Origin of the sequence: Frankia sp. Hr75.2 (assembly GCF_949319125.1) — a bacterium.
Taxonomy (GTDB): domain Bacteria; phylum Actinomycetota; class Actinomycetes; order Frankiales; family Frankiaceae; genus Parafrankia; species Parafrankia soli.
Map to the genome: position 1 here is coordinate 17,983 of NZ_CASGGV010000301.1, position 25,286 is coordinate 43,268.

25 protein-coding genes and 2 pseudogenes are annotated in these 25,286 nt (G+C 71.3%); 11 read left to right on the plus strand and 16 right to left on the minus strand.

Annotation, left to right across the window (positions count from 1 at the left end; genetic code table 11):
• Position 1: 1 nt before the first annotated feature.
• Positions 2-289: an FAD-dependent monooxygenase gene (locus tag AC559T_RS24620; RefSeq protein ID WP_498870242.1), complete on the minus strand. Its 288-nt coding sequence runs from the start codon at positions 287-289 to the stop codon at positions 2-4.
• Positions 290-447: 158 nt separating this feature from the next.
• Here AC559T_RS24620 and AC559T_RS24625 point away from each other — a divergent pair, with 158 nt between their 5' ends.
• Both AC559T_RS24625 and AC559T_RS24630 read left to right on the plus strand, forming a co-directional pair.
• A complete protein-coding gene (locus AC559T_RS24625) occupies positions 448-696 on the plus strand; it encodes a hypothetical protein (RefSeq protein ID WP_498870243.1) in 249 nt (82 codons plus the stop codon).
• 214 nt (positions 697-910) lie between these two features.
• On the plus strand, positions 911-1,756 hold the full coding sequence (locus tag AC559T_RS24630) for an SAM-dependent methyltransferase (protein ID WP_498870244.1): 846 nt from the start codon (positions 911-913) through the stop codon (positions 1,754-1,756).
• 489 nt (positions 1,757-2,245) lie between these two features.
• Here the strand turns inward: AC559T_RS24630 and AC559T_RS24635 are convergent, their stop codons facing one another.
• The 3 genes from AC559T_RS24635 to AC559T_RS24645 form a co-directional block, all read right to left on the minus strand.
• Positions 2,246-3,124: an NAD-dependent epimerase/dehydratase family protein gene (locus AC559T_RS24635; RefSeq protein WP_498870245.1), complete on the minus strand. Its 879-nt coding sequence runs from the start codon at positions 3,122-3,124 to the stop codon at positions 2,246-2,248.
• A 235-nt stretch (positions 3,125-3,359) separates the two neighbouring features.
• Positions 3,360-4,442, minus strand: coding sequence for an effector-associated domain EAD1-containing protein (locus tag AC559T_RS24640; protein ID WP_498870246.1), 1,083 nt, complete (start codon positions 4,440-4,442; stop codon positions 3,360-3,362).
• A 120-nt stretch (positions 4,443-4,562) separates the two neighbouring features.
• The gene (locus AC559T_RS24645) at positions 4,563-5,039 is read right to left on the minus strand and encodes a hypothetical protein (protein ID WP_498870247.1); all 477 of its coding nucleotides are present in this window, start codon (positions 5,037-5,039) and stop codon (positions 4,563-4,565) included.
• 551 nt (positions 5,040-5,590) lie between these two features.
• Between AC559T_RS24645 and AC559T_RS24650 the strand changes: the two genes are divergently transcribed.
• Both AC559T_RS24650 and AC559T_RS24655 read left to right on the plus strand, forming a co-directional pair.
• Positions 5,591-5,884, plus strand: a complete 294-nt coding sequence (locus AC559T_RS24650; protein ID WP_498870248.1) for a hypothetical protein — start codon at positions 5,591-5,593, stop codon at positions 5,882-5,884.
• A gap of 357 nt (positions 5,885-6,241) precedes the next feature.
• Positions 6,242-7,369, plus strand: a complete 1,128-nt coding sequence (locus tag AC559T_RS24655) for a methyltransferase domain-containing protein (protein ID WP_498870249.1) — start codon at positions 6,242-6,244, stop codon at positions 7,367-7,369.
• Between the two features lie 128 nt (positions 7,370-7,497).
• Here the strand turns inward: AC559T_RS24655 and AC559T_RS24660 are convergent, their stop codons facing one another.
• A complete protein-coding gene (locus AC559T_RS24660; protein WP_498870250.1) occupies positions 7,498-8,079 on the minus strand; it encodes a DUF4232 domain-containing protein in 582 nt (193 codons plus the stop codon).
• A gap of 519 nt (positions 8,080-8,598) precedes the next feature.
• On the opposite strand from AC559T_RS24660, the gene AC559T_RS24665 reads away from it, so the two are divergent.
• Together AC559T_RS24665 and AC559T_RS24670 are read left to right on the plus strand one after the other, a co-directional pair.
• On the plus strand, positions 8,599-9,066 hold the full coding sequence (locus AC559T_RS24665; protein ID WP_112108585.1) for an SRPBCC family protein: 468 nt from the start codon (positions 8,599-8,601) through the stop codon (positions 9,064-9,066).
• Between the two features lie 12 nt (positions 9,067-9,078).
• Entirely contained in the window at positions 9,079-10,197 is a 1,119-nt protein-coding gene (locus AC559T_RS24670; RefSeq protein ID WP_498870251.1) for an ADP-ribosylglycohydrolase family protein, read from the plus strand.
• Positions 10,198-10,215: 18 nt separating this feature from the next.
• Here AC559T_RS24670 and AC559T_RS24675 read toward each other — a convergent pair whose 3' ends face one another.
• The 7 genes from AC559T_RS24675 to AC559T_RS24705 form a co-directional block, all read right to left on the minus strand.
• Positions 10,216-11,097: an alpha-hydroxy-acid oxidizing protein gene (locus tag AC559T_RS24675; protein ID WP_498870252.1), complete on the minus strand. Its 882-nt coding sequence runs from the start codon at positions 11,095-11,097 to the stop codon at positions 10,216-10,218.
• A 529-nt stretch (positions 11,098-11,626) separates the two neighbouring features.
• On the minus strand, positions 11,627-12,307 hold the full coding sequence (locus AC559T_RS24680; protein WP_498870253.1) for a class I SAM-dependent methyltransferase: 681 nt from the start codon (positions 12,305-12,307) through the stop codon (positions 11,627-11,629).
• A 114-nt stretch (positions 12,308-12,421) separates the two neighbouring features.
• Complete coding sequence (locus AC559T_RS24685; protein ID WP_498870254.1) at positions 12,422-13,297, minus strand: GNAT family N-acetyltransferase; 876 nt, start codon at positions 13,295-13,297, stop codon at positions 12,422-12,424.
• On the minus strand, positions 13,294-14,700 hold the full coding sequence (locus tag AC559T_RS24690) for an MFS transporter (protein WP_498870255.1): 1,407 nt from the start codon (positions 14,698-14,700) through the stop codon (positions 13,294-13,296). Before AC559T_RS24690 ends, AC559T_RS24685 begins: the two co-directional genes overlap by 4 nt.
• A gap of 10 nt (positions 14,701-14,710) precedes the next feature.
• Positions 14,711-16,210 carry an ATP-grasp domain-containing protein gene (locus AC559T_RS24695; protein WP_498870256.1) on the minus strand — a complete coding sequence of 500 codons (1,500 nt, stop codon included), beginning with the start codon at positions 16,208-16,210 and terminating at the stop codon, positions 14,711-14,713.
• Positions 16,203-17,513, minus strand: a complete 1,311-nt coding sequence (locus tag AC559T_RS24700) for an ATP-grasp domain-containing protein (RefSeq protein ID WP_083391320.1) — start codon at positions 17,511-17,513, stop codon at positions 16,203-16,205. Before AC559T_RS24700 ends, AC559T_RS24695 begins: the two co-directional genes overlap by 8 nt.
• A gap of 1 nt (position 17,514) precedes the next feature.
• A complete protein-coding gene (locus AC559T_RS24705) occupies positions 17,515-18,237 on the minus strand; it encodes a hypothetical protein (RefSeq protein ID WP_498870257.1) in 723 nt (240 codons plus the stop codon).
• Positions 18,238-19,045: 808 nt separating this feature from the next.
• Between AC559T_RS24705 and AC559T_RS24710 the strand changes: the two genes are divergently transcribed.
• Complete coding sequence (locus AC559T_RS24710) at positions 19,046-19,306, plus strand: hypothetical protein (RefSeq protein WP_112105129.1); 261 nt, start codon at positions 19,046-19,048, stop codon at positions 19,304-19,306.
• A gap of 145 nt (positions 19,307-19,451) precedes the next feature.
• Positions 19,452-19,676 (plus strand): annotated as a pseudogene (locus tag AC559T_RS24715) (PfkB family carbohydrate kinase); the annotation flags it as partial.
• 171 nt (positions 19,677-19,847) lie between these two features.
• Here AC559T_RS24715 and AC559T_RS24720 read toward each other — a convergent pair.
• The gene (locus AC559T_RS24720) at positions 19,848-20,501 is read right to left on the minus strand and encodes a TetR/AcrR family transcriptional regulator (protein ID WP_498870258.1); all 654 of its coding nucleotides are present in this window, start codon (positions 20,499-20,501) and stop codon (positions 19,848-19,850) included.
• A gap of 101 nt (positions 20,502-20,602) precedes the next feature.
• Between AC559T_RS24720 and AC559T_RS24725 the strand changes: the two genes are divergently transcribed.
• Entirely contained in the window at positions 20,603-21,259 is a 657-nt protein-coding gene (locus tag AC559T_RS24725; RefSeq protein ID WP_498870259.1) for an ester cyclase, read from the plus strand.
• Positions 21,260-21,336: 77 nt separating this feature from the next.
• On the opposite strand, the gene AC559T_RS24730 is transcribed toward AC559T_RS24725, so the two are convergent.
• The gene (locus tag AC559T_RS24730; protein ID WP_131625097.1) at positions 21,337-21,753 is read right to left on the minus strand and encodes a hypothetical protein; all 417 of its coding nucleotides are present in this window, start codon (positions 21,751-21,753) and stop codon (positions 21,337-21,339) included.
• Between the two features lie 405 nt (positions 21,754-22,158).
• Between AC559T_RS24730 and AC559T_RS24735 the strand changes: the two genes are divergently transcribed.
• Positions 22,159-22,737, plus strand: coding sequence for a TetR/AcrR family transcriptional regulator (locus tag AC559T_RS24735; protein WP_112105138.1), 579 nt, complete (start codon positions 22,159-22,161; stop codon positions 22,735-22,737).
• Between the two features lie 497 nt (positions 22,738-23,234).
• Here the strand turns inward: AC559T_RS24735 and AC559T_RS24740 are convergent, their stop codons facing one another.
• Both AC559T_RS24740 and AC559T_RS24745 read right to left on the minus strand, forming a co-directional pair.
• Positions 23,235-23,732, minus strand: coding sequence for a hypothetical protein (locus tag AC559T_RS24740; RefSeq protein WP_112105126.1), 498 nt, complete (start codon positions 23,730-23,732; stop codon positions 23,235-23,237).
• A gap of 220 nt (positions 23,733-23,952) precedes the next feature.
• Positions 23,953-24,741 (minus strand): annotated as a pseudogene (locus AC559T_RS24745) (SDR family NAD(P)-dependent oxidoreductase); the annotation flags it as partial.
• 68 nt (positions 24,742-24,809) lie between these two features.
• On the opposite strand from AC559T_RS24745, the gene AC559T_RS24750 reads away from it, so the two are divergent.
• Positions 24,810-25,160, plus strand: a complete 351-nt coding sequence (locus tag AC559T_RS24750; protein ID WP_146776636.1) for a hypothetical protein — start codon at positions 24,810-24,812, stop codon at positions 25,158-25,160.
• Positions 25,161-25,286 lie beyond the last annotated feature (126 nt).

Genomic DNA, 25,286 nt, shown 5'->3' on the forward strand with positions numbered 1-25,286 from the left:
TTCACACGCCACCCGTCGTCGAGGACCTGTTGACCCGTGAGTTCGGGACGGCGACTGCGGACTGGTCTTGACGACCCGCGAGTCTGGTCCTGACGGCCCGCATAACGCGGATCATAACGACCATCGGGGTCCGCCCGCCGGGCCGGCTGCGCGGTCTCCATGCCAGGTCGCGGTGCTGGTCTTCAGCACGCAGGTCCGGCTCGACGCCGCACACCCGCATGATCTCCATCGCCCGGGCATGCACGCCACGCGCCCTCGGCAGCAGCGACTTGGCGCGCCTCTTGTCCACCAGCGCAGATCGCCGCCGCCGCGCGGAACCTGTTCGCCGCGGACGGCTACGTCGCGACCACGATCACCGCGATCACCGAGGCCGCCGACATCCCCGCGCCGACGATCTACTCCGCGTTCGGCGCCAAGGCCAAGATCCTGCAGGCCATCGCCTGGGGGGTGACGGCGACCCTCGACGTCGACGCCAGCCACGAGGAGGCGATCGCGCAACCCGACCCGGCCCAGGGCCTGCGGCTCGCCGCGCACCTCGCGCCCGGGGTCAGCGTCAGCGGCGGCGTCGACGTCTACGTCGCCCTCGTCCTGCCCGAGATCTACCGCACCCTGGTGCTCGAACGCCGCTGGACCGTCGACCAGTACGAAACCTGGCTCGCCGACACCCTCATCCACCAGCTGCTGCCTCGCAGCTGAGGCGTCGAGACCGCTGAGGCGCCGGGAACCACCATGATCGGAGTGGCCTCCGCCGTCGAGAAGCTTCCGCTCCGCCGTGTCCGGTTCCAGCCACCCTCTCGATCACGGCTGCCCGTGGACGGACCGACATAATCAGGTCACAGAGGAGCAGAAGCACCACGGCACGAACCCATCCGACCGCAGCGCAGCACCACCGACGACGAGAGGCCGCGACGTGAGTCAGACTCCACCGCCGTTCCGCTGGAACAGGATCACGGACGAGCTGAACCCGGTCGATCTCAAGACGGACCAGCCGCACTCGGCGCGGATCTACGACTACTACCTGGGCGGCAAGGACAACTTCCCGGCGGACCGCGAGGCCGCGGAGCAGGCGTTGACCGTCGTCCCGAACGGGCGCGTCGCCGCCCGGCAGAACCGGGCCTTCATGCACCGGGCGACCCGCCACCTGGCCGCCGAGGTCGGCATCCGCCAGTTCCTCGACATCGGCACCGGCATCCCGACCTCGCCGAACCTGCACGAGACCGCGCAGGCGATCGCCGCCGACACCCGGGTCGTCTACGCCGACAACGACCCGATCGTGCTCACCCACGCCCGTGCGCTCCTCACCGGCACCGCCGAAGGCCGCCTCGCCTATCTCGACGCCGACCTGGCGGAACCCGAACGGATCCTCAACTCGTCCGAGCTACGCGACACCCTGGACCTGACCCGACCGGTCGCACTCAGCCTGATCTCCGTCGTGCATTTCCTTCCGGACTCCGCCGACCCCTACCGCCTCGTCCGCCGGTATCTGGACGAGCTTCCGTCCGGCAGCTATCTGGCCCTGACCCACCTCACCGCCGACTTCGCGCCGGACGAGATCGGGCGGATGGCCGCCGTCTACGGCCAGCGTGGCGTCGTCGTCAACCCACGCCCCCGCGCCGCGGTCGAGCGTTTCTTCGACGGCCTCGAACTGGTCGAGCCGGGCGTGCAGGCGGTAAGCCGCTGGCGCCCGCAGGACGTGGACGACGAGGTGACCGACGCCAAGGTCAACATGTACGGCGGCCTCGCCCGCAAGCCCTGATCTCCCGACGCCGCCACCCCGGGGTTTCCACGCTGCCCGCCGACCCGAACAGCCACGGCAGAAGGCACGCCGCCGAAGGTCAGCCGGGGCAGCCGGCAGCGTTCGCCGCGACTGATCGACGACCTCTCCGAGGGTCGCGGACTGCCGGGAGTTCCGGCCAGGAGAACTCGCCCCACAGCCAGGGCTGGCTGTGGTCTCTGCCCAGGGAAAACGTCTTCGCTCGGCGATGATGAGCCGGTGCTGATCGTGTGCCGCTGGTGCGTCGAGGAGATCCTGGTGCCGATCGTCGGGGCGGCCGGGTACTGCTCGTGGGACTGCCAGGAGGCGGCCGTCCACCGCCCCGCTGCCGACGACGAGCTGGCGCCTACCGCTGGCCGGCCCAGGTTACCGAGGCGGGTTCGGGTGCGCCGACGGCCTGTTCGACCGGCCCTGCGCGATTCTTGAGGGCTCCCCCTCGGAGGCACGCCCGGTCTGCCGGGGGGCGAGGTGTTACTCGTGCGCGGACGACGCCGGCCGCCAGCGGTGGTGTGGCTTCCACCCCAGTAGGGAACGGGCGCCGGCTGTGTCGATCAGTGACCGGAACGGTTCGCCGTCGTACTCGGGGCCGCCCTGCCACGGCACGTCGGGAAGAAGCCGTCCGACCAGCTCGCGGGAGCCGTGCTCGGCCGAGGAGATGTCGGCGGCGCACAGCAGGAGCCGGTGATGGCCGGCCAGCGGGACGGTCAGCGCCCGCTCGACCGCAGTGGCGAGGTCGCGCACGTCGAGGAAGGCGCCGTACTCCCAGATCGGGGACCACTCGAAGGAGGGGGTGTCCCGTCGGGCCTGCCGGATCGCGGCGTAGGTCGCCGCGGTGAATACACCCGGCGGGCGCAGACAGACCGTGGCGATGCCGGTCGCGGTGGTGGTGGCCGCGCACATCTGCTCGGCGAGCCATTTCGACAGGGCGTACGGCCCTACGGGGGCCGCGGGATGCTGGTCGTCGAGGGGAAGGTAGGCGGGTTCGCCGCGGCCGCCGAAGCATCCCAGTACGTGCACGCTGCTCATCAGGATCACCCGGGACAGGCCGTGGCGTTCGGCTGCCCGCAGAACGTTGCCGGTGCCGAGCACGTTGACTTCGAAGATCATCCTGTCTGATCCGGTGGTGGCGGGTCCGAACCGTGCCAGGTCCGGGTCGGTGACGGGTTCGTCGACGGCGGCCAGGTGCACGACCGCGTCGCAGCCGGCGCAGGCGCGTTCGACAGCGGCGGTGTCGCGGACGTCGTGACCGTCGACGAGGTCGAACCCGACGGTCTGATGCCCAGCCGTGGTCAAGGTGGCCGTGACCGCCATGCCCACAGGGCTCTGGTCGCCGGTGACGAGGACGCGCACAGCGTGAGCCAACCAGCCGGACGCTGCCTCAGCGAACCCATTTCGGGCTGGCCAGGCTCGCGGGTCGTCTTGACGGCGCCGGTGGGGTGGATGACGCTGGTCGGGCCTCGGGATACACGCCCCGGTGGAAGTGATGCCCCGGCTCTCCGGACGGTGAGTAATGCTCCTGCGGTTCCGCCTTTGACGACCACCTTCTTCCCCCCGTAACGATGGGTGACACCCCGGGTGTGGGCCGTCAGTCGGTCGATCCGCCGAAGGCGTGAGGATCGGCCGGGCGGAAAAGTGTGCTGCCGGTGGAATTGGCTACTCCGCCCGTATAAACCGCGTCGTAGGCGGAGAAGTCCTCGTCGTAGTTCGTCAGCGCCGTTATCCGAAAAGGTTGCCCGTTGTTGTCGATCACTTTGGTTGTCAGCTGGCTGGCCGCCGCGATTTTGAGCTGGATTGTGAACTCGCAGTACTGGCGCAACGTCCGGGGAAAGATGGTGACCGCCTGATTCTCGCCGGGCCGCAGCGAGATCGTGTACGAGTTGAAGTAGTTTCCGACGAAACTGTCATGATCGTCGAGGATCTGCGCGGTGCTGCTCTGGCTGTCCAGGTCGAAGCCCAGGCGGACACTCGGGTCCGCACCGGCGGGCGGCGAGTAGAACAGGGTTCCCGTCGCCGGTTCACGGCAGTTTCGGACAGCCTCCATGCCCGTGATCACCACCTCGTCATCGGCGGTTCCTCGAAGTACCATGCGGATGGTCGCAGCGCGGCCGTCCAATGCTGCGCCTTTCTTGAGGAACCAGTCGAAGTATCCCTGCGTGTCGCGCATCTTTTCCACCTCGACCGCGTCCCCAGAGGTGAATCGGACGGGGCCAGGGACAACGAATATCTCCGACCCGTCCATCGAGAACGTCACGGAGTCGACGGCTACCGGGTCAGTCGTGGTGGGTTGCGATCCCGCTATCGGAACGAGAACTAGTATGAGCACAAGCACGCCTACGCCGCCCCCGAGGGCTAACAGCAGGCGCGCCCTGCGGTTTCGCCTACCGCGCCCGAGCGCGGTATCACGCTTGTCGAGCGGACTGATGAAAGCGGAGTTCTCCGGATATACTTTTCCGGCCTCGGTCGGAATGCGCCGCCGGCCGTCCACAAGCACGCCGGCCTCGAGTAAGCGGCTGATTTCCGTCCAGAATTCGACGGGGGTGCTTGCCTGCCAGGGCTGTCGTGCCGTCTCCAGGCCGGCGGCCTTGAGGATAAGAATAGCCTGTTGTTGCTGAGGGAAAGCGGTGGAGAGTGCGGTGATCTCCTCGGCCGACAATGCTTCGGAGGTCACTTCGTACCTCCACTGAATTTTGACGCTGCACGCAACTGAGCACGCCCCCCGACACGCTGGACAGTCCCGGCAGCATATCGCACTCTACGTCCTTGACCGCGGCGGCCGCGGCTTACCAGGTCAGCAGGGCGAGCCCGTCCTGATCCTGCATTCGATGTCCTCCCGGTCGTCGAGATCCTGGTGCATGTCATCCAGCTCCAGACCGGCGAGGAAGAGTGCGACGGCCAGGAAGGCGAAGAACAGGAGCAGGAGCGCGACAGCCGCCACAGAAACCATCCGGCCGTTTGACACAGTCTTGGCTGGCATCGGATTTTCGGGCTTCGCCGCAAAGTAGATCACGGGCACCGTGGAACCCACGGCGAAGTCCCCGGGCATCACTCCCTCACGTTCCGCCCCACCGGCGTCCAGGAATCTGACCCGCACTCGATGAGGCGCCTCCAGCGCCCTGCCCGTAAGACGCCGTTCGGTCCACGATTCCAGTACGGCAGCGTCCGCACGCACCCCCTTGATCCGCAGGAATACCAAGGGCGCCAGCTTCACATAAGCCTTGAAGATCGCGAATGCCAGAGGTAACACCAGTACAAGAGAGAAAATCAAGTCGGGTCCTCCTCGGCGGGCCTCCGGGCGGCGGGTGCACCCGTTGCGGGTGCGCCAATCGTCGCGTCTGTCAGCCGAACGGTCCAGCCTTTCAGGTAAAGATAATAAAGTGGACTTAAGATGCCGCCCGACCTGGGCTGATAGCCCCGCTTCGGGTTGCGGTCGGCTCCGCGTCACGTATACGCGGTGCGCCGCATTCCCCGGGGGTTCGCGTACTCGTCGGCCCACCGGGGCGGAATCCAGCCAGCTGGCGTGATTCCTGACCGGAGGTCGCCGGGGCCGAAGCAGGCCGTGCTTCCCGAACCGTTCCTTCCGGGATTCCGGAACTGCCGGGTCGAGTCAGCAGAGCGTCGTCACCGCGACGCCGCGGACAGCCTCACTTGCAATCCAAGACCTGTTGGTTCTCCAAAATGTGCTGGAGATCGTAACATCGCAAGGCACGCAAGGCACGCAAGGCACGCAAGGCAGTCGAGCAGCGGGGACTTCGATGCCCGTGCTGGCCCCCGCGCCGTGACACGGCGCGCCTGCGACCAGGACTGTTCCATTTGTCGGTGATCACCGACCGTGCGGTGGATACGGCGGATGTCGCGTATCCGGGTGTCGTTACCGCGGCGCCGAGCCGGTCCGGGTCGACACGCCATACGCGCAGGCGGTTCCTCTCCGCGTTCGCCGAGTGCGGCCTCGCGCGGGTCGCCGACGTCGCGGAGCTCGACCTGGCCGACGCGGACCTTGACGGCCGTCAGGTAGGACTCGAACTCGACGCGGGCGAATTCCACGACAAGCGGCTGGCGCTGCTACGCCCGCAATGGGACGCCTTCCGCGCATGGCTGCACGCCCACCGGTGACCGCTGATCGCGTGTCGCGTTCGTGCACCGTGACCTGCCACGCCATCGTGCACGGCGGCGCAGACCACAACGGGTCACCGGGACGCCCCGCGAACTCGACGGCATCCGCCCCACCCGGCAGATCGATCTCTGCGGCGCCGCCCTGGCTCCGGCGGTTCGCGGCACATTCGGCGAGAGCGTGCGGTTCGATGAAGGAGACCCACACCGTCACGTAGATCGGACAGCCGGCGGTCAGCTCCTGGCAGGACGCCGGAGGCTACAGCACGATGATCAACCCTGCGCGACGCATCCCCCGCCGGCCCCAGACCTCTCCGGAACTCACGAACGGCGAACTTCAGAAAGCCCACACGCGTGGACATGACCAGCTGGCGGGCACACGCCCGCACCCTGGCGGACCAGGTCACCCATCCCGGCTCCCGCTGGCACCGGGCGCTCGTCGACACACCGCGGCACCGGTTCGTGCCCGCCTGGTGGGACGACAGCGGCGGGCCGTGGGCGCTGCGCCGTGGTCCGCTCGCCGGCGCCTACGCGAACCGGTCGCTGGTCACCCGGGTCGGCCCGCTGCACGCCGACCTCGCCAAGGACGACGATCACCCGCAGGGCCGACCGACCTCGTCGTCGACCGCGCCGAGCCTGGCCGTGACGATGTACCGCTACGGGCATCTGTCCAGGGGCCTGGACATCGCCGACGTCGGCACCGGGTCGGGATATGGGGCGGCCCTGCTCGCCCGCCGCTACGGGTCCCGGCACGTCACCACCCTGGACGTCGACCCGTACCTGGTGTCCGCCGCCGCCGGCCGGCTGGCCGCCCTCGACCTGTGCCCGACGGCGCTGACCGTGGACGCCACCGGCCCGCTGCCAGGCACCTACGACCGGATCGTCTCCATGGTCGTTCCCAGCATTCCGCCGAGCTGGCTGGCCGCGCTGCGTCCCGGCGGCCGGCTGGTCACCACCATCCGCGGCACGTGGATCATCCTCACCGCGACGAGAACCCCCGACGGGGTGTTCGGGCAGGTGGAACGGGACTGGGCCGGGTTCATGGATGTTCGCAGCGGCCCCGACTACCCTCCGGTCGCGACCATCGACTTCGACCGGATCGCCGAGCGGGACGGTGAACAGGTGGGCGTCGGCCGGTACCCGGTGCTGCAGGTCGCCGACGCCTGGGAGTTGTCCACCATGCTCCACCTGGCCGTCCCGGGTATCGAGCACCGCTATCGCCGCGGGTCCGACGGCCGGCACACCGCGCTCATGGCCCACCCTGACGGGTCATGGGCGCGGGGAACCGCGATCGGTACCGATCCGCCGACGGTGCACCAGGGCGGGTCCCGCCGGCTGTGGGACGCGCTCGACGCCGTCCGGGACGACTGGCTCCGCCTCGGATGGGCCCCGTTCCTCGGCGCCCGGGCGATGATCCGCGACGACGGCACTGTCAAGCTCCTCCGCGGCGACTGGCGGGCAACCATCCACGCCGTCCCGACGCCCTAGGAACGAGACGGAGGCCCGGCCGTCCAGCGCGGCGCGCCTGGCCTCCGCTGGCATCGCAGGATGTTCCGCCGCCCGGGCGTGGGATCGGTACCCACGCCCGGGCGGCGAAGGACATGCCCGCCGTGCGCTCAGCCGACGAGGACCGTGGTGATGTCCATCTGGTGGACGGCCGTCGACGTGCAGGCTGTGGCGACCGCCGGCGGGTCAAGCGACAGCGAGTGCATCGACCCCGGCGGGTTGACCTTCAGGGCCCGGACGGGCGCGGTCTCCCCCGGTTGGGCACAGCCCACCTGCAGGCCAGGCTGCACGGTGTGCAGGACTGCGCGTGCGGATTCGCCCGGCTTCAGGAACACGACCGGGCCGGTCGGGCCGGTGTGGGCGGCCGGGGCGCCGACCTGCTGGCCGTCGTCGCCGACGAAGGACACCTGGGGGAATCCCTGCAGCCAGCAGGCCGCCGGCCCGGTGTTGGTCAGGACGAGCTGCTGGAAGATGTTGCCCGCGCCGGGGTCCGGGCGGGTCGAGCTCAGTGTCAGCGACGAGCCCGGACACATCCCGGACGGACCAGCGGCACCGCCCGACCACATACCGCCGGACGCCATGCCGCCGGACGACATGCCCGCCGGGGGACCGCCCGCCACGGCGCTGGCACCGCCTCCCACGGCCAGCCCGATGAAACCGGCGGCGGTCAGCGCGGCGCTGGCGAGCAGCAACGCCTCCCGGGAACGAGCCGCGTGCCGGCGGGAAACCGGCCGGGAAACCGGCTCAGGCCGGCCCAGCGGCTCTTGCCGGTCCAACGGTCCGGGCCCGTCCGACGACCGGTGCCAACTCACCTGCCCCAGCACGCTCGAGTGTCCCGGTCGAGTCGAACGCCTGCTCCTGGTCGGCTTTCCGTGGGTGTGCGGCTCGTTCACGGCGACCTCCCCAGTCCGGCGCCCGGATAGGCACGACGCCGGAATGCTCATGCGGTGCCTGATACGCATCCAGTTGCGGAGCCTCGGTGAGATTTCTCTGCTGGGCGCGGCACCACATCCAGCAACGGTGTCCCGCCTTTGTCGACCGCCTTCCTTCCCCGGTAACGGTGCGTGACACCCAGGGTGCGGGCTGGTCCGGCGGGCGGGAACCCGGCTGGTCCGATCGGGCGGTGCCGGGTAGGGCGCAGGTCACTCCCGAATGGGTCCCGTCAAAGCACTCCCCGCCCGCATCTCCTGGACCCCTGCAAAACTGGCGGAATGGAGACCGAACGATTCGAGGTACGGCGGCAGATCGCCGCATCGCCGGAGAGAATCTTCGCGGTGCTGTGCGATCCGCACGGGCACGTCACGATCGACAGCTCCGGGATGCTCCAGTCCGCGCAGGGCGATCCGGTCACCGGGATCGACGACGAGTTCGTCGTCCACATGGACCGGGAGTCCCTGAACGACTTCCCGCTGGGGAAGTACGACGTCACCGTCGTGATCACCGGGTTCGTTCCGAACACCGAGATCGAGTGGACGATCACCGTCAAGGACTGGCCGCCTATCGGGCACCGGTACGGCTACCGTCTCGAAACGAGCGAGGGTGGCACGCTGGTGACGTCGTACTACGACTGGAGCGCGATCGGTGACGAGTACCGGGAAGGTGTCTTCCCGGTCATCCCGGAGGCCGGCCTGCGGGCCACCCTGGGGATCCTCGCCCGCACGGTCGAACGGCCGCGGTAGCCCGAGTCGTCGATGACGTTGCGGAACCGGGTTCGGGGCAGCCTGTTCGGTGGAGCTCTGGGGGCGGCGCTCGGCGCGGGGCTGGCAGGAATGTCGTGGGCCCAGATCAAGCACCGGTTCGGGCCGGGCGGCGTGACCGGGCCGACCGGCGCCTACGGCGTGCACCTGCCGATGACGACGAACACCCAGCTCGCGCTGTTCACCGCCGAGGGGATGCTGCGGGCGAGCGTCCGTTTCCGCAGCAAGGGGATCTGCCATCCGCCCGGGGTCGTCTGGTACGCCTACCAGCGATGGTTGGCGACCCAGCGCCGTGCCGCCCCGCCGCGCGCCGGCGACACCGGTGCCGGAACCGGAGCCGGGGAGCACGGCTTCGTCCTCACCGGCTGGCTGATCACCCAGCCGGTGCTCTACGCCCGCCGGTTCCCGGGGCAGGCCACGCTCACCGGTCTGTCCCTGCCGAAACCGCCGGCGGCGGAACAGCGGGTCAACCCGACGAGCAAGGGCTGCGGTGCGCTCACCCGCTCGGCGCCGTTCGGCCTGTTCTGCGACAGCCCGGCGACCGCCTGGACCTTCGCCGCCGAGTGCGCCGCGTTCACCCACGGTCATCCGGTCGGCGTGCTGTCGGCCGCCGCCTTCGCCTGGATCGTCGCGGAGGTGACGTACCACGGCCGGACCGTCGTCGCCGCCACCGAATCCGCCCTCGGACGGCTCGCCGACGAGGATGGCGCGGAACCGGTCTGTCTGGCGTTGCGGGCGGCGCTCGACGCGGCGACGGCCGGGCCGCTGGCCGGGGAACGCGTGGCCGGGCTGGGCCGGGGGACGACCGCGGAGCGGGCACTGGCCATCGCCGTGTACTGCGCCGCGGTGCCGGCCGATCCGCGCGCCGCCCTCCTGGCCAGCGTCAACCACTCCGGTGACAGCGACTCCACCGGCGTGGTCTGCGGGAACCTGCTGGGCGCGGTGTACGGCGAGAACGTCCTGCCCGGCGACTGGCTCACCGCCCTGGAGGGCGCGGATCTGATCGGCGAGCTCGCCGACGACGTCGTCCGTGAGCTGCTCGACCCGCCTACGGAGCCCGAAGCGTGGGGTGGCGCCACCCTGGCGTGGTTCGACCGTTACCCCGGTGGCTGAGAGCCACCCCGGTCTGAGCTACCCCGGTGGCTGAGCGCCGGCGGTGTCGACCGGCCCGGCCAGGTCCGGGGTGATCTCGTCCGGGCTTCGGGCACCAACGAGGGTCATGGCGTGCCGCAGTTCGGCGGTGACGGTGCTCAGCAGCCGTTGCACGTTGTCAGCCCCGCCCGTGGCCAGCGCCCACAGGACGGGCCGGCCGAGCAGGACCGCGCGGGCCCCGAGGGCGAGGGCGGCCAGCACGTGGACGCCGCTGCGCAGACCGCCGTCGACGTAGGTCTCGGCGCCGGTGCCCGCCAGGGCGCGGGCGATGCCGGGAAGGGCGGTGGCCGTGGGGACGGCGACGTCCCCCGGTACGGCCGTCGGTAGCAGGCGGCCGCCGTACCAGGGCGCGTCGGAACCGGGGCCGGGATGGGGCCGGTCGCCGACGACCGGGGTGTCGACGGTGAGCACGAGGGCGGCCGCGCCGGCGGCTTCGGCCCGGGCCACGAGGTCCCGGGTGAGGCCGCGGTCGCGCAGGACGTAGACCTGCGCCCACCACGGCGCGCCGGTGTCGCGTATCTCGGTGTAGGGCTGGTTGGTCAGGCAGGAGACGCAGACCAGGGATCCCGCCTTCGCGGCGCCGAACGCGGTGGCGACGGCGCCACCGGGCGCCACCACGTGCTGCGCGGCGGTCGGGGCGACCAGGACCGGGGTGTCGACGGGGGTGCCGAGAACGGTCGTGGCGGTGCGCACGCTGGTGACGTCGCGCAGGACCCGTGGGTGCAGCCGCAGCGCGTCCCAGGCCGGGGTCGCCTCGTGTAACGCGTGGTGGGTGCCGGCGCCCTGCCGGAAGTAGTCGTACACCTCGCGGGGCAGGGCCGCGGCGGCCTGTTCCGCAAGCTCGTCCACCCACCGGGTCACTGCCCGGCTCCGGAGGCGAGAGCGCGGGCCCGGCCGGCGTGATCGCATTCCTGGTCCACACCAGCTCCCCCACGCCCGTGTCGGCAGCCCGGACGCTGCGGCCCGCGCGCGGCAGACCCCCACCGTCGCACCGACCGCATTGTTCGTATTTGACGGATCGGAAGCAAGCCGCGGGACGTCGGGCGCCGGTAGGACGACGCTGACCGACCTACTTCCGGCCGGCGGCTGCGGTGGCCCGGGGTGCGGCCGGCGTCAGGGCAGGAACACCGGGCCGCCGTGGGCCCGGTTGCGCATCGTGGCGTCGGAAGAGGAAGTACGCCGCGAGATCCTCCGCCGAACCGGCACCCTGCTCGTCCACGGCACCCTCCTGCCTGTCGTCGTCCGCATCCCATCAGAGGCACGGAGGGTGACACAATGCTCACGGCGCGTCGGGCTGGCGACAGGTCAGGGCGGCCGGCCAGCGACCCGGTCGCGGCACGACAGCCGGCTGTCGAGGATGGCGGGGCGCGCGGTCGGGTGGTCGGGTTCGTCAGTGGCCTGGCCGGGCGGCTGCAAGTCCGAGCAGTTCCGGGACCGGCTGGTCGCCATCGTCTTCCGCGGTCTTTTCGAGGACGAGCCCCGCGCCCGTCAACGCGTTCAGCAGCACGGGTAGCGGGACGTTGACGACCCCGACCCGGGAACGGATCCCGTCACCGAGCAGAGGATGCCGCTCGACGCGCTGGTGGTGGCGGTAGCCGGGGTGGACGGTGCAGGTGCCCCGGCTGTCGCGTTCGACGAAGACGCCGCCGAAGCAGGGATGCGCGCCGACGACCACCAGGTGTCCGCCGGGCCGCAGCACGCGGTGGGCCTCGGCGAACACCGGGGGCAGGTCGTCGAAGTCGGTGCTCGTCATGATCATGGTGACGGCGTCGACGGACCGGTCACGGAGTGGGAGCCGCTCGGCGCTGGCGACCACCGCGGTGAGGCCCTTGCGGCGGGCAAGGTCGATCTGGGGCGCGGAGATGTCGACGCCGACTGACTGCCAGTCCAGGCCGGTCAGCGCGGGGGCGTGCGCACCGCCGCCGCAGCCCAGGTCAAGGCACAGACGGCCGCGGCCGGGGCCGAGGAGCCTCGCCAGGAGGCGGTCCGCGGCACGGGCGAACGGCAGTCCCACACCCCGGGTCGCATAAGCGTCGTACCAGTCAGCGAAATCGTCGTAGCGCCGTCGCATCTGACAACCTGAGCAGAGACCGCCACGCCCCGCCACACAGTTGACGGGCGACCAGGTCGGGTCCGACGACGCCGGACCAGCGACCGGCCACCACCACCGACCCGGCAGCTCCCATCAGGCGTCGAGGACGATGCCGGTGACCGGGGCCGTGACGCACGGGAGGATCTCCCCCTCGGCCAGGTCGCACGTGGGTTCCGAGAGGTAGTGGACCGTCCCGGACACCAGCGTGGACCGGCAGGTGCCGCACACCCCGCTCCAGCACATCGAGTCGAGCTGGACACCGGCCGAGTCGGCGAGTAGGAGAATCGTGTCCTCCGCCGGATCCCAGCGCAGTTCCCGGCCCGAGCGGGTGAACGTCACCCGCAGGTCCGACAGCCGGGACAGCAGGTCCACGGGATGGCCGGGTTCGCTGCCTCGGCCGAGGAGACCCGGGCCGTGGGACTCGTCGAGGAACGCCCGGCGGTCCGCCGGGAGGGCGTCGAGGCCCACCGGGGTGAAGCCGTGGCGGTGGAACCATCCGGCTGCTGCCCGGGGCAGCAGGACGACCTGGTCGAAGCCGGCCGCCGCGGCCCGGGTGAGAACGCAGGCCAGCAGCAGCCGACCGAATCCGCGTCGCCGCCAGTCACGCGCCACCCAGAGGTCGTGCAGCTCCGCCGTCCCCGCTGCTTCCGCTGCTTCCGGGGTCAGCGGTCGCAGGCCCACGGTCGCCACCACCACGTCGTCCACCGTCAGGACGTGGAACTCCGCCGTGTCGGCGACGTCACCGGGGCCGCGCCGGACGGGAATCCGTCCGACGGCGGAAGGTGCGACAGCGGAAGGTGCGACGGCCTGGGGGTCGGAGATCCGGTGGACGTCCACCAGCTCCTCCGGGCGGGCCGGCCGGAAAACCACGCGCAGCGGGGTGCCCCGGGCCGAGCCGACCACGAACCGGACGGGGACGGCGACGTCCGCCCGGGGCCGGAAACCGGTGTGGGGTCGCGCGGTACTCACGTGGTCTCCCGCTGGGGTGCGAGGACGGCCTTGTCGAGGACGGTTCCGTCGACGGCGGCCGTTTCAAGGGCGACGGTTTCGAAGGCGGCGGTTTCGAGGGCGTGGACCACCCAGCGGCGGTCCGTGTCCGCGTCCGAGGTCCGGGTCTGCGGCATGAGCTGCCACAGCCGCCACAGCAGGCCCGCACCGACGACCAGAGCGACGCCCCCGCTGGCGGTGACGAGCCACGGAAGCGGCAGGAACCCCACGCCGGCGGCCACCAGCAGGCCGGCCAGGGGCATCGAGGCCAGGTTCAACAGCACGATCACGCCGACGACCCGGCCGAACTCCGCCTCCGGGACCAGGCGGGCCCGCACCACGCGGATGAACACCGTGAAGACGCTTTCGGCCGTCAGGAAGGCGACGGCCAGCACCACGAACCAGCCGAACCCCGGTGCGACGCCCAGCGCCGTGCACGCGGCGAGGGAGAGCAGGGCCGAACAGACGCCGACCGCGACCAGCCCCATCCGGTTGATCACCCGGCTGGTCACCGCGAGTACGGCCATCGAGGCGAGGCCGCCGAGCAGGTAGACGATTCCGAGGGCGCTGCCGCTGCGCCCGTGGGAGGTCTGGACGAGCGCGGGGCCGCTGGCCAGCAGCAGGCCGAGGGCCAGGTTCACCGTGAAGGCGACGGCCACGACGAGCCGCAGCACCGGCGAGCCGAAGACCCGCCGGACGCCGGCGGCGAGATCGGACCGCAGGTCGGCGAGCCGCAGCGTCGTCGCGGGGGCGGCCGCGGCGCCGACGACACCCGAGGCCCCATCCGCCGGGGGGTGGCCGGTGCGCGGGAGGGTGCGGGCCAGCAGCAGGCTGACGGTGAACAGGGTGGCGATCACCGTGACGGTCGCGGCCGGGCCGGCCGGCAGGAGCGCCGCGCCCACCGCCGGCCCGGCCAGCAGCATGGCCTGATCGATCCCGCCGAGCAGCGACTGCGCCCGCTGCATCCGCGCCGGGACGACCAGCACCAGCATGGCTTTCTCGCCGGCGACGAACGACTGCTCGAACGACGCCCCGGCGATCAGGGCCAGCACGATCAGGCCGGTCCGTGACGCCGACGGGTCGACCGTGACGAGCAGCGCGACGAGCCAGGCCGCCGCGCACCGCACCCCGTCGCTGACGACGTAGACCCGCCGGAGCGAGAAACGGTCGACCAGCGGGCCGGCCAGGGGCAGGGAGGTCAGCCGGGGCAGCCATTCCACGAACAGCGCGACACCGGACCAGGCCGCGCTCCCCGTCGCCTCGTAGACCAGCACGGGGACGGCGAACTGCAGCAGCTGGTTCGCCAGCGCCCCCACCGCGCGCAGCACGAAGTAGGTCCGCAGCGGCCCCCCGCGCCCCCCGTCGTCGTGGTCGTCCGGTGTCATGGCGCGCACGTCATCCGGCGGCGACGGGCCGGGACGGCGATGACCCCGGCGCCGGTTCGGCTGTGGCCGCCGGTGCTGACCGTCCCGCCGGTACCAGTGGTTCCGTGACGATCCGGTAGCCGTCGATGATCCTGAGGATCGCGGCGCGGACGGTCGCCTCGTCCGGTCCCAGCAGTCGGAAGCTCCCGCCGACGTCCTCGTAGCCGCCCGTGCCGTCGAAGACCCGGCCCGGCACGGGGATGCGCTCCGCGACGATCTCGGGAACCCGGTGCCGCATCGACGTGACGCTGACCAGGCGGCTCGGCCAGGGCCGTGGCTCCGGGAAGATCAGCCACCCGCCGGACGGCGCCGCGAGGCCGGTCGCCGGCCCCTCCCCCCGGGGCCCCTCGCTCAGCGGTCCGCCGGCCGGCGGACGTCCGAGGGCCGGCAGAGGCCCGAGGGGTGGCAGGTCCAGCGCGGCGCGGAACGCCTCACCGACGAGATCGACGCCGAACAGGTCACGGTGCAGGAACGGAACCTCGGCGCCGCCGGAGCGCATACCCACCTCGAGGAAGACGAGTTCGCCCGCGGCCGGTTCGATCAGTTCGAGGTGGAACGTGCCGTCGGCCAGTTCCAGCGCGTCCAGGCAGCGGGCGGCGAAGGCGACCGCACGGTCACGTCGCCGTCCCGGGTCGAGCAGGACCGATCCCAGCGGCGCGCCCGCGGCGAAGTCCAGGCAGGTGTGCACGTACTCGGACACGCTCACGAAACGAAGCCGTCCGCCGCGGCGGACCCCGTCGACGTGCAGGATCGGCCCGTCGACGTACTCCTCCGCCTCGAACCCGGCCGCCTCGAACCTCCCCGCCCCGGATCCGGCCGTCTCGGGGCCGGACGGGTTGGACCCTGGCGGGTCGACGGCCGGCAGGGCGGCGTGCAGCCCGAGCCGGGAGCGCACCTTCACCACGCCCACCGACGCCGCCCCCGAACGTGGTTTGAGGATCAGCGGCAGGCCGAGCCGTTCCACGACGACGTCGACGTCCGTCGCCGAGGTGAGTTCGACGAACCGGGGGACGGCGAGTCCGGCGGCGGCGACCATCGCCTTCATCGTCGGCTTGTCCCGGAAACGGTGGACGAAGGCGGGCCGGGCGCCGGGGACGTCCAGGTGTTCGCGCAGGCGGGCGGCGGTGGTCAGGTCGTACTCCGACAGGCCGGCGACGCCGGCGAACGGGCCCCACCGGGCCGCCAGCTCCCCCGCCACCGGCAGGACGGTCTCGAACCGGGTGTCGGGCACGACGGCGATCTCCAGCGGCTCGTCGGCGTCCGCGGGACGTTTGAACCGGCTGCCGTCGACGGCCGGCAGACCGCCGGGGGTCGTGATGTGCACCAGCCGGCAGCCCGGCGGGGTGTAGCGCGCGTAGTCGCCGAACTCGTCACCGAACCGGTTGAGGACCAGGTGAACCGGGGTGCCCGGGCGGATCCGGCCGGAATCGGATCCAGGCCCGGCCCCGGCCCCTGGGCTGGGCCTAGTCAAAGCGCACCTGCTCGCCGAGATGGTGCCAGCGCTGCTCCGCCTCGGCGGCGGAGTCCGCGACGAAGAGCACGTGGCCGAGCCGGCACCGGAAGTCCTCCGGGGGCGCGATCGGCTCACCCGGCGCGACCGCGACCGCGACGTCCCACACGCCGGGCTCGCGCCCCACCGCGTCCAGGCCGCGGACCGACGAGTAGCTGGCCAGCCCGGGGGCGGTGAAGAACCGGATGCCCGCGTGCTTGGCCTGCGGGGCGCGCACGGCCACGTCGGCGTCGAGACCGGCGGCGAGGGCGACGGCGGCCCGCGGCAGCGAAACCCCCGTCACCGCCTCGACCAGGTCGACGATGTGGTCGCCGGGCAGCCGCGCGCCGAGCTCGATCAGTACCGGGTCCCCTCCGCCGGCGAGGCGCAGCTCGCAGTGGAACGGCCCGGTGGTGACGCCGAGAGCGGCGGTGACGGCGGCGACGTACCGGTCGATCTCCGCGCGGGCCGGGGCCGGGAGGTCGGCGGGCACGAGATGCCCGGTCTCGACGAAGAACGGCTCCGGTCCGAGCATCTTGCGGGTCACCGCCACGACGGTGCTCCGCCCGTCGGTGACGTAGCCTTCGGCGCTGACCTCCGGTCCGGCGATGTACTCCTCGACGAGGACCCGGCCGTCGAGTGCCCGGCCCAGGTCACGGCGCGGGTCGTCGACCATCCGACGGTGGGCGGCGCGCAGGTCGGCCAGGGTGTCCGCCCGGGTGACGTGCACACTGCCCGCGGAACGGGTCGGTTTGACCACGCACGGGAAGCCGACGTGGTCGGCGGCGGCGGCGAGTTCCGCCGCCGTCACGGCCACCGCGTGGCGGGGCACGCGCAGACCCGCGGCGGCGACGGCGCCGCGCATGAGTTCCTTGTCGCGGCAGGCCTCGGCGGCCCGGACGGGCAGCGTCGGCCGGCCCAGGCGGGCGGCGAGCCGGGCGGCGGCGGGGACGTAGAACTCGAACCCGGGCAGCACCGCCGCCACCCGCCGGCCGGCGACCGCGGTGAGGACGGCGTCGTCGAGCGCGCGGTCGTCGTTGGTGTCGACCCGCACGACGGTGCCGGCGCGCCGGACCGACGGTGACAGGGTCCGGTCCTCGGCGTCGAACGACGCGACCACGACCTCGAACCCCAGGTCCGTGGCCGCTTTCACGAGTGCCTCCCCCGCCGACATCGGCTCCACGACGACGACGGTCCCGGGGCCGTCCTGGCCCCGGCCCTGGCCCGCTGTCGCCGCGGGGGTGGCTGTCACCGGCGGCCGGTCGGTGAACGGTGCGCCGGACATGTCAGGAGCTCACGAGCTGGGCGGACGAGCGGTCCCGGTCCTGGTCCCGGTCTCGCGCCGTCGCGGCGTGGAGCTCACCGAAGTAGTCGCCGATGAGGGAGACGAAGGTGTCGAGATAGCTCTCGGCGGTGGCCGCGGTGCTCCAGGTCTCCACCGCCCGGCTGACCACCCGGAACATCAGGTCGTCGTGGTCGTGGGTCGTGTCGAACTCGATGTGGGTCTGCGACCCGCGGACGAGGTCCGCGCCGAACTCCTCGGCCGCCCTGGTGGTGATGATCTGGTTGTAGCGGTCGGAGTACCACTCCACGAACCAGTCCCACACCGTCGTCGGCGCCGGGCCCTCCTTGTCCGCCGCCAGCCGGAGGAAACCCATCAGCTTGTTGGTCGACGGAAAGACCGGTGTCCGGTCGAGCTGCTCGACGGGGAAACCGAACCGGACGAGGTCGCGGGTGAACATGTGTTCGTGGCCGAACTCCTCGGCGAGGTACTTCGCGAGGTTCGCGGCGAGCGAGTCGTCCTTCGAGCCGACGCGGAACAGCGCGTAGGTGTCGACCTCGTTGTTGAGGCGGATGCGCAGCACCGTCTCCACGATGTGACGGACGTAGTAGTCGCGCTCGATCCAGGTTCCTTCGTGTAGTTCACGCATCCGGGGCACCCGGTCGAACTCCCGCTCCATGTACTCGGCGGCGAGGTTCTCCAGACGCACACGACTCAACGTTGACATGAGTTCTCCCCAAGCATCGACAGACCGTGGTCTCCGACATACCCGAGACGGCGGCCGGCGGCGGCCGTCCGTCTCCGTTACCTCCAGCGTTCCGGAGAACGGCGGGAGCGGTTCCCTCGCACCGGCGCAGGTGACGTCTTCCGAAACCCGACGACCGTGCGGTGCGACCGAACATAACCAGGAGATCCATTCGATTCAAGATCGAGTTCTGTCGAAAACCGGTGGGCGTGTCGCGGCGACGTCCTTTTCGGCCGGCAATACACCGGGATCCGGCGCCGTCGGTCCACAACAGATGGACCGGTTTTCCTGTCGTGCCCGCCGGTGAACGCGGGTGCTGTCTTCAGCGCGACGCCGTACGTGCTTGCCGACCGCGCGCCGCGCGTCAACCGGCCGGCGGGCCGGCCTGCGGACACCGCCCTCACCTCGCCGGCTGGTTGACGCGATCCCGCGCGGCTCGCACCACCGGCCGGACCCCACCTGGTCGTTTCTGACACCACAAAGACCCGGGTGGCGTGGCGGACGATCGCGGCGGCCGGTCGGCCTTCTCGGGGCGGACGCTCCCGACTTCGCTCGGTGATGGCCGGGTGCGGCGCGGCTGTCAGATAGTCGGTCGTGTACCTGCTCCCGCTCGGATCGGAGCCTCCGTGAAACGGCCCACCAATCCCGCTCTTCGCCGCGCCCCCGCGACACCGGTTGGCCGGCACGAAATCCGCGGCGGCACATCGGGCTGCTCCGGGTTGTTGGTCCCCACGTCGACGCGATCAGTGCTCGGCCGGGGAACGGACGTGTGACAACGAAAGGCAGAAAAATGGCTGTTTACAACACGGAGATTCAGTACGGCGGCCAGAACGCCGACTGGCGCAAGGACGCCGACCTGCAGATCGTCATCGGCAGCCGTTCCAGCGTGGTGCCGCAGTCCGGCCGGCCGGCCACCGGTACCCAGGTGAGCTGGTCAGGCCCGCAGGGCAACGGGAACATCACCTTCTTCGACGACGGCGCGCGTTTCCAGGGTGCCGCCGAGTTCCCCGGCGAGGGCCCGGTCGGCTACCGCGGAACCGCCGCCTCCTGAAACCCCTGACGCCTTCTCCGCCCGGTGGCCGCGAACGATCGGTGATCGCGAACGACCGAGCGGCCGGTGGGTGACGTCTGCGGCGGTCCGGCCTTCGTACCGGACCGCCGCAGACGGGGATGGCAGGCTGGGACCCGTGGCCGCCGTGGTTGTCGCCGGTGTGGTGAACGTCCAGCAGACGATCCCGGTCGAGGGTTTCCCGGTGCACTACAGCCCGGTGCGCTACGCCCACTCCCCGCTGCGCCTCGGCGTCGCAGGGGTCGGCGGGAACGTCGCGCGAGGCCTGGCGGCGCTGGGCGACGAGGTGCGCCTGGCGACGTTTCTCGCGGACGACGACGCCGGCCGCCTGGCCCGGGACACCCTGGCCCGCGAAGGGCTCGCCGGCCCAGGGGTGCTGCGCGCGGACGCCACCGCGCAGTCCGCACCGGCCGGTACCCCACCAGCGCCGAACTCGACACGCTGGCCGCCGACGCCCCGAACGATTCGGGGTGAGCTCACCGCGTCCGTCCGGACAACGGCACGCCGTCCGCGGCCGGCGGCATCAGCTCCCGGCGTCGCTCGCCGTGGCGGTGACCTCGTCGCGCAGCACGGTCGCCAGCAACGTGCGGGCCAGCCATTCCTGGTAGTCGGTGCGGCTCCAGCCGCGCTGGCGCAGCATGCTGTCGACGGCCGGTGAGATGAGCGTCCAGACCACGTCACGGGCCGCGTCCACGGACAGGTCGTCGCGGAGCAGGCCGACGCTCGACCAGTGACTGACCGCGGCCGTCGCTCCCAGCAGCCGTTCCCGGTCGATCGTCGCGGCGAACGCTTCGAGTTCCGGGTCGCCGCCGCGGGTGTTGAGCACGATGTCCAGCAGCTGGCCGATGCGGCCGGCCACGGCGCCGGCCATCGCCGCGTACGCCCGGGCGGAGTCCCGGGCGCCGTCCGCCGCCCGCATCGCCTGTGCCTCCGGTCGGTCCGCGAAACTGATCGGCTCGTCGTCACCGGCGAGGGTGACGTCGTACACCGCCTTGAGTAGGCCGGCTTTTCCCTCGAAGCGCTTGTAGACGGTCTCCTGCGAGACGCCGGCCGCCGCCGCGACCGCCCGGATCGTGGTCCCGGCATAACCGTGGGTCAGGAACGACTCGCGGGCGGCAGCCAGGACGCGCTGCCGGGTCTGCCCCGCGGCCACCTGGCGTGACCGGTTGTCGTACACGCGACCCGCCTCGATGTCCGATGACCATGGAATTCGATACAGCCTACTGTCATCCTTGGATACAGCCAGCTGTACTGAATAAACGGATCGGAGATCACCTCATGGCCACGGTCACCACTGCCTCGCGGAACTCGACCACCGCCACCGGTGCGTCGGCCAGCGTGGCCGCTCCGGCGGTCGCTCCCGTCATCGTCCGGGCGCCCCAGCCGGCGACCACGGGGCTCGACCGCGGCGTGCTCGTCGACGTGACGGTCCGCCACATCCGCGCGATGGTCGAGGGCGACCTCGACGACTTCATCGCGCTCACCCATCCCCAGGCCGTCAACCGCGAGGCGCTGAGCGAGCCGCCGGCCGCTCGCGGACTCGGCCCCGCCGCGTTCCTCGCCACCGCCCACTGGCTGCGCACGGCGTTCTCGGACATGTCCTTCACGATCGAGGAGATCCTGGTCGAGGGAGATCTCGTCGTGACCCACGGGACCATGTCGGGCCGCCACACCGGCGACCTGGTGGTGTGGACGCCGAACGGCGAGATCGAACGCGCCTTCGCGCCCACCGGCCGCTCGTTCACCGTCAACCACGCCCACTTCCTGCGGTTCCGCGACGGCCTGGTCGTCGAACACTGGGCGGTGCGCGACGACCAGGGACTGGCCCTGCAGGCCGGCTGGATCCCGCCGACCCCGGCGTTCCTGCTGCGCTGCGCGATCGCCACCCGGCGGGCCCGGCGCACCGCGAAGGCCGCCGGCACCGGCCGTGCCTGACGCCCCCAGCGGCCGGCGCCGCGCCGGTCGCGCGGCCTCGCGGCGGACCCGGCCGGCGACGAGCATCCGCGGCCGGGTCAGACCGAGGAGTAGGCGTCCCAGGCGTCGAGGGCGGCCTGGAGGCGTCGGGTGAAGGTCGCGTCGAGGCCCTGGCGGCCGGCGATGTGCCGCAGGTAGTCCTCGGCGCCCTGCAGCAGCCCGGATTCGGGATGGGTGAGGATGATGCCGCCCTGGCTGCCGTACTTCTCGATGTGGCTCCACGAGTCGATGTCCGGACCGCCGTCGGCCACGGGAAGGTGGCCCTCGACGAACTGGTCCTCGCGGTTGTGGCACCCCCAGGTGAAATCGTGGAGGGCGCAGGCCGGGCAGGCGATCGTCCCGACCATCAGGGGGAAGCGGCGGACCCACTCCCGGTCGAGGGCGTAGGCGTCCGAGTCCGGGGGGATCGTTCGGCGGCACAGACAGCAGGCGAGGAGGAAGCGGGGACGCGTCACCTGGCCTCCAGGGATCTCTAGCTACTCGACAGATCGGGTCGTCAGCCACGGCCGTCGCCCAGTGCTCCGACGTAACTGATCTTTGCGGCCCAGAGACAGCATGCCGGTGATGTCGGCGGATGCGCCCCGATGTCCACACGCGGACCACAGGTCCGCCACTGTTTTTCGCCTGGTGGAGGTCTCCACCGAGTTTGGATCGTGCTCCTTGCCGCAGGAGGGCGGTCCGGTCGTGGCGTCGCGCGTCGAAGGCGCCGAAGGTCGCGAGGGCTGCTACTGGACCGTTCGTGCCGGTCGGACCAGCGAGCCCGCCGAATATCGCGTTAAGTGCAGAAGGTTATGAAATGCTTACCTTATGCGAGGAAGATTACTCGATCGATCGTTCCAGTAATCGGTAGTGTGGCGACCGTGTCGCGGGAGAGGAAATTCGATGCCGACGCGGTGCTCGACGCGGCCATGGAGCTGTTCTGGAACCGCGGCTACGAGGCGACGTCCGTAGCTGATCTCGTGGAGCGGCTGGGTATCGGGCGGGCCAGCCTCTACGCGAGCTTCGGCAGCAAGCACGACCTGTACCTGCGCGCACTCGACCGGTACGTGCAGAGACGAGACCCGGCCATCGTCGAGGAACTGTCCCAGCCGGGGCCGGTACTGCCCGCGGTGCGCCAGCTTGTCCGCCGCTACGCCGACCAGCCCGCCGCGCCGGGGCAGCGCGGCTGCATGGTCGTCAGTGCCGCGCTGGAACTCATGCCGCACGACGCGCAGGTCGCCCGCCGAGTGGAAGGCAGCTGGTTCACGCTGCGCGTCGCCCTCACCGCCGCGCTGACCCGAGCCAGGGCGCAGGGGGAACTGGCGGTCGACACCGATCCGCTCGCGCTCGCCGACTTCCTGCTCGTCGTCCTGCAGGGGCTGCGGGTCGTCGGCACCTCGGCCGCGCTCGACGGCGGTCTGCGGCCGGCGGTCGAACAGGCGCTGTCCCTCCTGCGCTGAGTCCCCACCGCACCGAGCGCCCGCCACCCCGCGCCCTCACCGCACCGGACCAGGTCGACCGGCCGTGGGCCGACGACTGGCGACCATCCCGCTCTCCGCGTCCGCACGGGCTGTCACCTGACGACCTGCCACCCGATCCGCCCGTCAAATTCTGAACCGATCATTCCACAAAGAGGAACGGTGAGAAGCAGCGCGCGGTGGAGCGACGGACCCCCACGCCACTCCTACCCCCGGCGTGTTCACCGCAGCCGCCCGGATCGCCGCCCTCAGCGCGATCACGCTGACCTCCACCAGCCTGGCCGCCATGGGGCTTCGCCGCCCCAGGTCCGCCACCACCGGTGCCACGGACCTCCTCCCCCACCGAACCGAAATCGACGGCGGAACCACAGCCTGAGCCCGGCCCCTTGGGCGTCCGAGCAGCGCGATAGCCGGGCCGGCCGAGCGGAGCACGTCCACGGTGTCTGGAGACAGAAGGCGATCAGGTGGGTGGTCGGCGTTCACTCTGCCGGGCGCCAGGTGCCGGGGTCGTCGGGGTCGATGCCGGCCCATCGCAGGGCGGCGAGGTCCAGTGCGAGCAGATCGCCGGGTTCCGCACCGCGGAGGAGCTCCTTGTAGGCGCGGAACGCCAGGTCCGCGGCCAGGCGCTCAGCCTCGTCGCCCCGTATCCGCCGGCCGGCCAGCAGCCGCTGTTCCACCTCGTCGGCGAGCAACAGCGTGGCGTGCTCCGCTTCGAAGGTTCGGCGTTGCTCGCGGTGTTCCCGCTGACTCCTGCGGGCGGCCGTCTCGGCGAACAGCTCGGCCATCCAGCCCGGCGGTTCGCTGGTCATTGCCCGCCACGACCGCGCCTGCGCGACGGTCAGCGGCCCGTCGACGCCCGCCCGCCGCATCGCGTCGGCCACCGTGCGGATCGGGATGCCGAGGATCTGCGCGACCGGGATCGGGCAGCGGGCGCGATCGGCTCGGCGCTGCGCGGGGGTCCGTCCCGATGTCGCCACGGTCAACGCCTCACTTCTTCGGACTCCTCCTGCTGGGGCTGGCGGATGGCCGCCGGCCTTCGAGTACACAACGGCAGGGCGACCTGACGAAGGACGCTGATGATGTTCCTGCCGCAGGCGGCGGAAGGTCCGCGAGCGCCCGGCGCAACCGCGCGATCTCCAAACCAGGGCTTTCAGGTGTAGCCCGTCCGTCCGCCTCGGATCAGCGGTCAGCCGGCAGTCACGGCCATTCGCCATTCTCGGTGAGTCGCTTGTAGCGCTGCTGTCGGCGTCGGGCGTCCCGCATCAGCGTCGGCACCGCGGGCACGGAGAGGCGAGGGAAGAGATCCACGAAGCGCATCATCGGACCCCGCCGGCGCGGCACGATCGTCACCGGGCGGGGGCGCTCGGTGAGGCGGCCGACCACGCGGCCGATCACGTCGGCGGTGAGCAGTGGAGCGGTGAAGGAGGCCGCGGCTTCGGGATCGTCGATGCGGTTCCCCACCAGCGGGGTCCACACGCCGCTGGGGCAGACCGCGCAGATGTCGATGCCGCGGTGGCCGCCGCGCCGCAGGTCGAAAAGCGTGCTGAGACTGAAGGCCATCGCCGCGTGCTTGCTCGCCGCGTAGACCGCCTGCCCGGGCGTCGCCACGATCCCCGCGAGCGAGACCACGTTGATCACTTGACCCCGCCCCGCCGGGACCATGTGAGCCAGAGCGGCGATCGTGCCGTTGATCGTCCCTGTCGCGTTGACGGCGAGAACACGCGCGTTGCTGGCGTCGTCGACCTCCCAGGCGTAGCCCACGGCGAGTACGCCGGCGTTGTTGACCCACAGGTCGAGGTGACCGTGCTCGGCGACGACCGCGTCGGCAAGCGCGCGGCTGGCGTTCGTGTCGGTGACGTCGAGCACCGCCGCGCGGCACTCGGAACCGAGGCCCTCGATCACCGGCTCGGCGATGCCGAGTTCGACGTCGGTCACCCAGACCGCGAAGCCGCGTCGCGCCAGCTCTGCCGTGATGGCCCTTCCGAGCCCACCCCCGCCCCGGTGACGACCGCAGTCTTCATCGGCTGCATCCGGAGACGGCGACGGAGATCCAGATGATCGCGAAGCTGTTAGCTACGCGCGCCCTGCGGTTTTGGACCGGCGCGATGATTCCGACCTTGTCGGCCGATTCGGAACCGATGGTCTGCTTCATGTCTCGCCCCTTCCCACCAGTCGCCTCGAAGGGGAGGCTACGCCGGCCCAACGGATGCCTTGTGGACAACGAGTGGACGCTGTCACGGGCACCGGTTGATTTCCTTCAGCAGCTCCTCGGCACGGAAGGCGAACAGCTGCGCCTCGCACTCGACCACATCCCTGAGACCTGGCCACCGTGGCCCGCGACGAACTCACCCGCGCAGGGCCTGCCCCTGCCGGTTGTCCAGGCCGAACTGACCGCTATTCCATGATCCAGAGCGATGGGCATACCTTCACCTTTCCCGCGGGATACCTGCTTGGCCGAGACGGCACGCGGTCATCGTTGACGTGACGAGGTTCTGGTCGAGTGGTCGCACCGTCACTCCCTGATCTGTCTG

Excerpts from the sequence above, each read along its gene's own strand:
- AC559T_RS24750 (WP_146776636.1), top strand. The coding sequence starts at position 24,810 with ATGATCGCGAAGCTGTTAGCTACGCGCGCCCTGCGGTTTTGGACCGGC.
- AC559T_RS24680 (WP_498870253.1), bottom strand. The coding sequence starts at position 12,307 with ATGCGACGGCGCTACGACGATTTCGCTGACTGGTACGACGCTTATGCG.
- AC559T_RS24670 (WP_498870251.1), top strand. The coding sequence starts at position 9,079 with ATGACGTTGCGGAACCGGGTTCGGGGCAGCCTGTTCGGTGGAGCTCTG.
- AC559T_RS24665 (WP_112108585.1), top strand. The coding sequence starts at position 8,599 with ATGGAGACCGAACGATTCGAGGTACGGCGGCAGATCGCCGCATCGCCG.
- AC559T_RS24700 (WP_083391320.1), bottom strand. The coding sequence starts at position 17,513 with ATGTCCGGCGCACCGTTCACCGACCGGCCGCCGGTGACAGCCACCCCC.
- AC559T_RS24655 (WP_498870249.1), top strand. The coding sequence starts at position 6,242 with ATGACCAGCTGGCGGGCACACGCCCGCACCCTGGCGGACCAGGTCACC.
- AC559T_RS24725 (WP_498870259.1), top strand. The coding sequence starts at position 20,603 with ATGGCCACGGTCACCACTGCCTCGCGGAACTCGACCACCGCCACCGGT.
- AC559T_RS24710 (WP_112105129.1), top strand. The coding sequence starts at position 19,046 with ATGGCTGTTTACAACACGGAGATTCAGTACGGCGGCCAGAACGCCGAC.
- AC559T_RS24690 (WP_498870255.1), bottom strand. The coding sequence starts at position 14,700 with ATGACACCGGACGACCACGACGACGGGGGGCGCGGGGGGCCGCTGCGG.
- AC559T_RS24705 (WP_498870257.1), bottom strand. The coding sequence starts at position 18,237 with ATGTCAACGTTGAGTCGTGTGCGTCTGGAGAACCTCGCCGCCGAGTAC.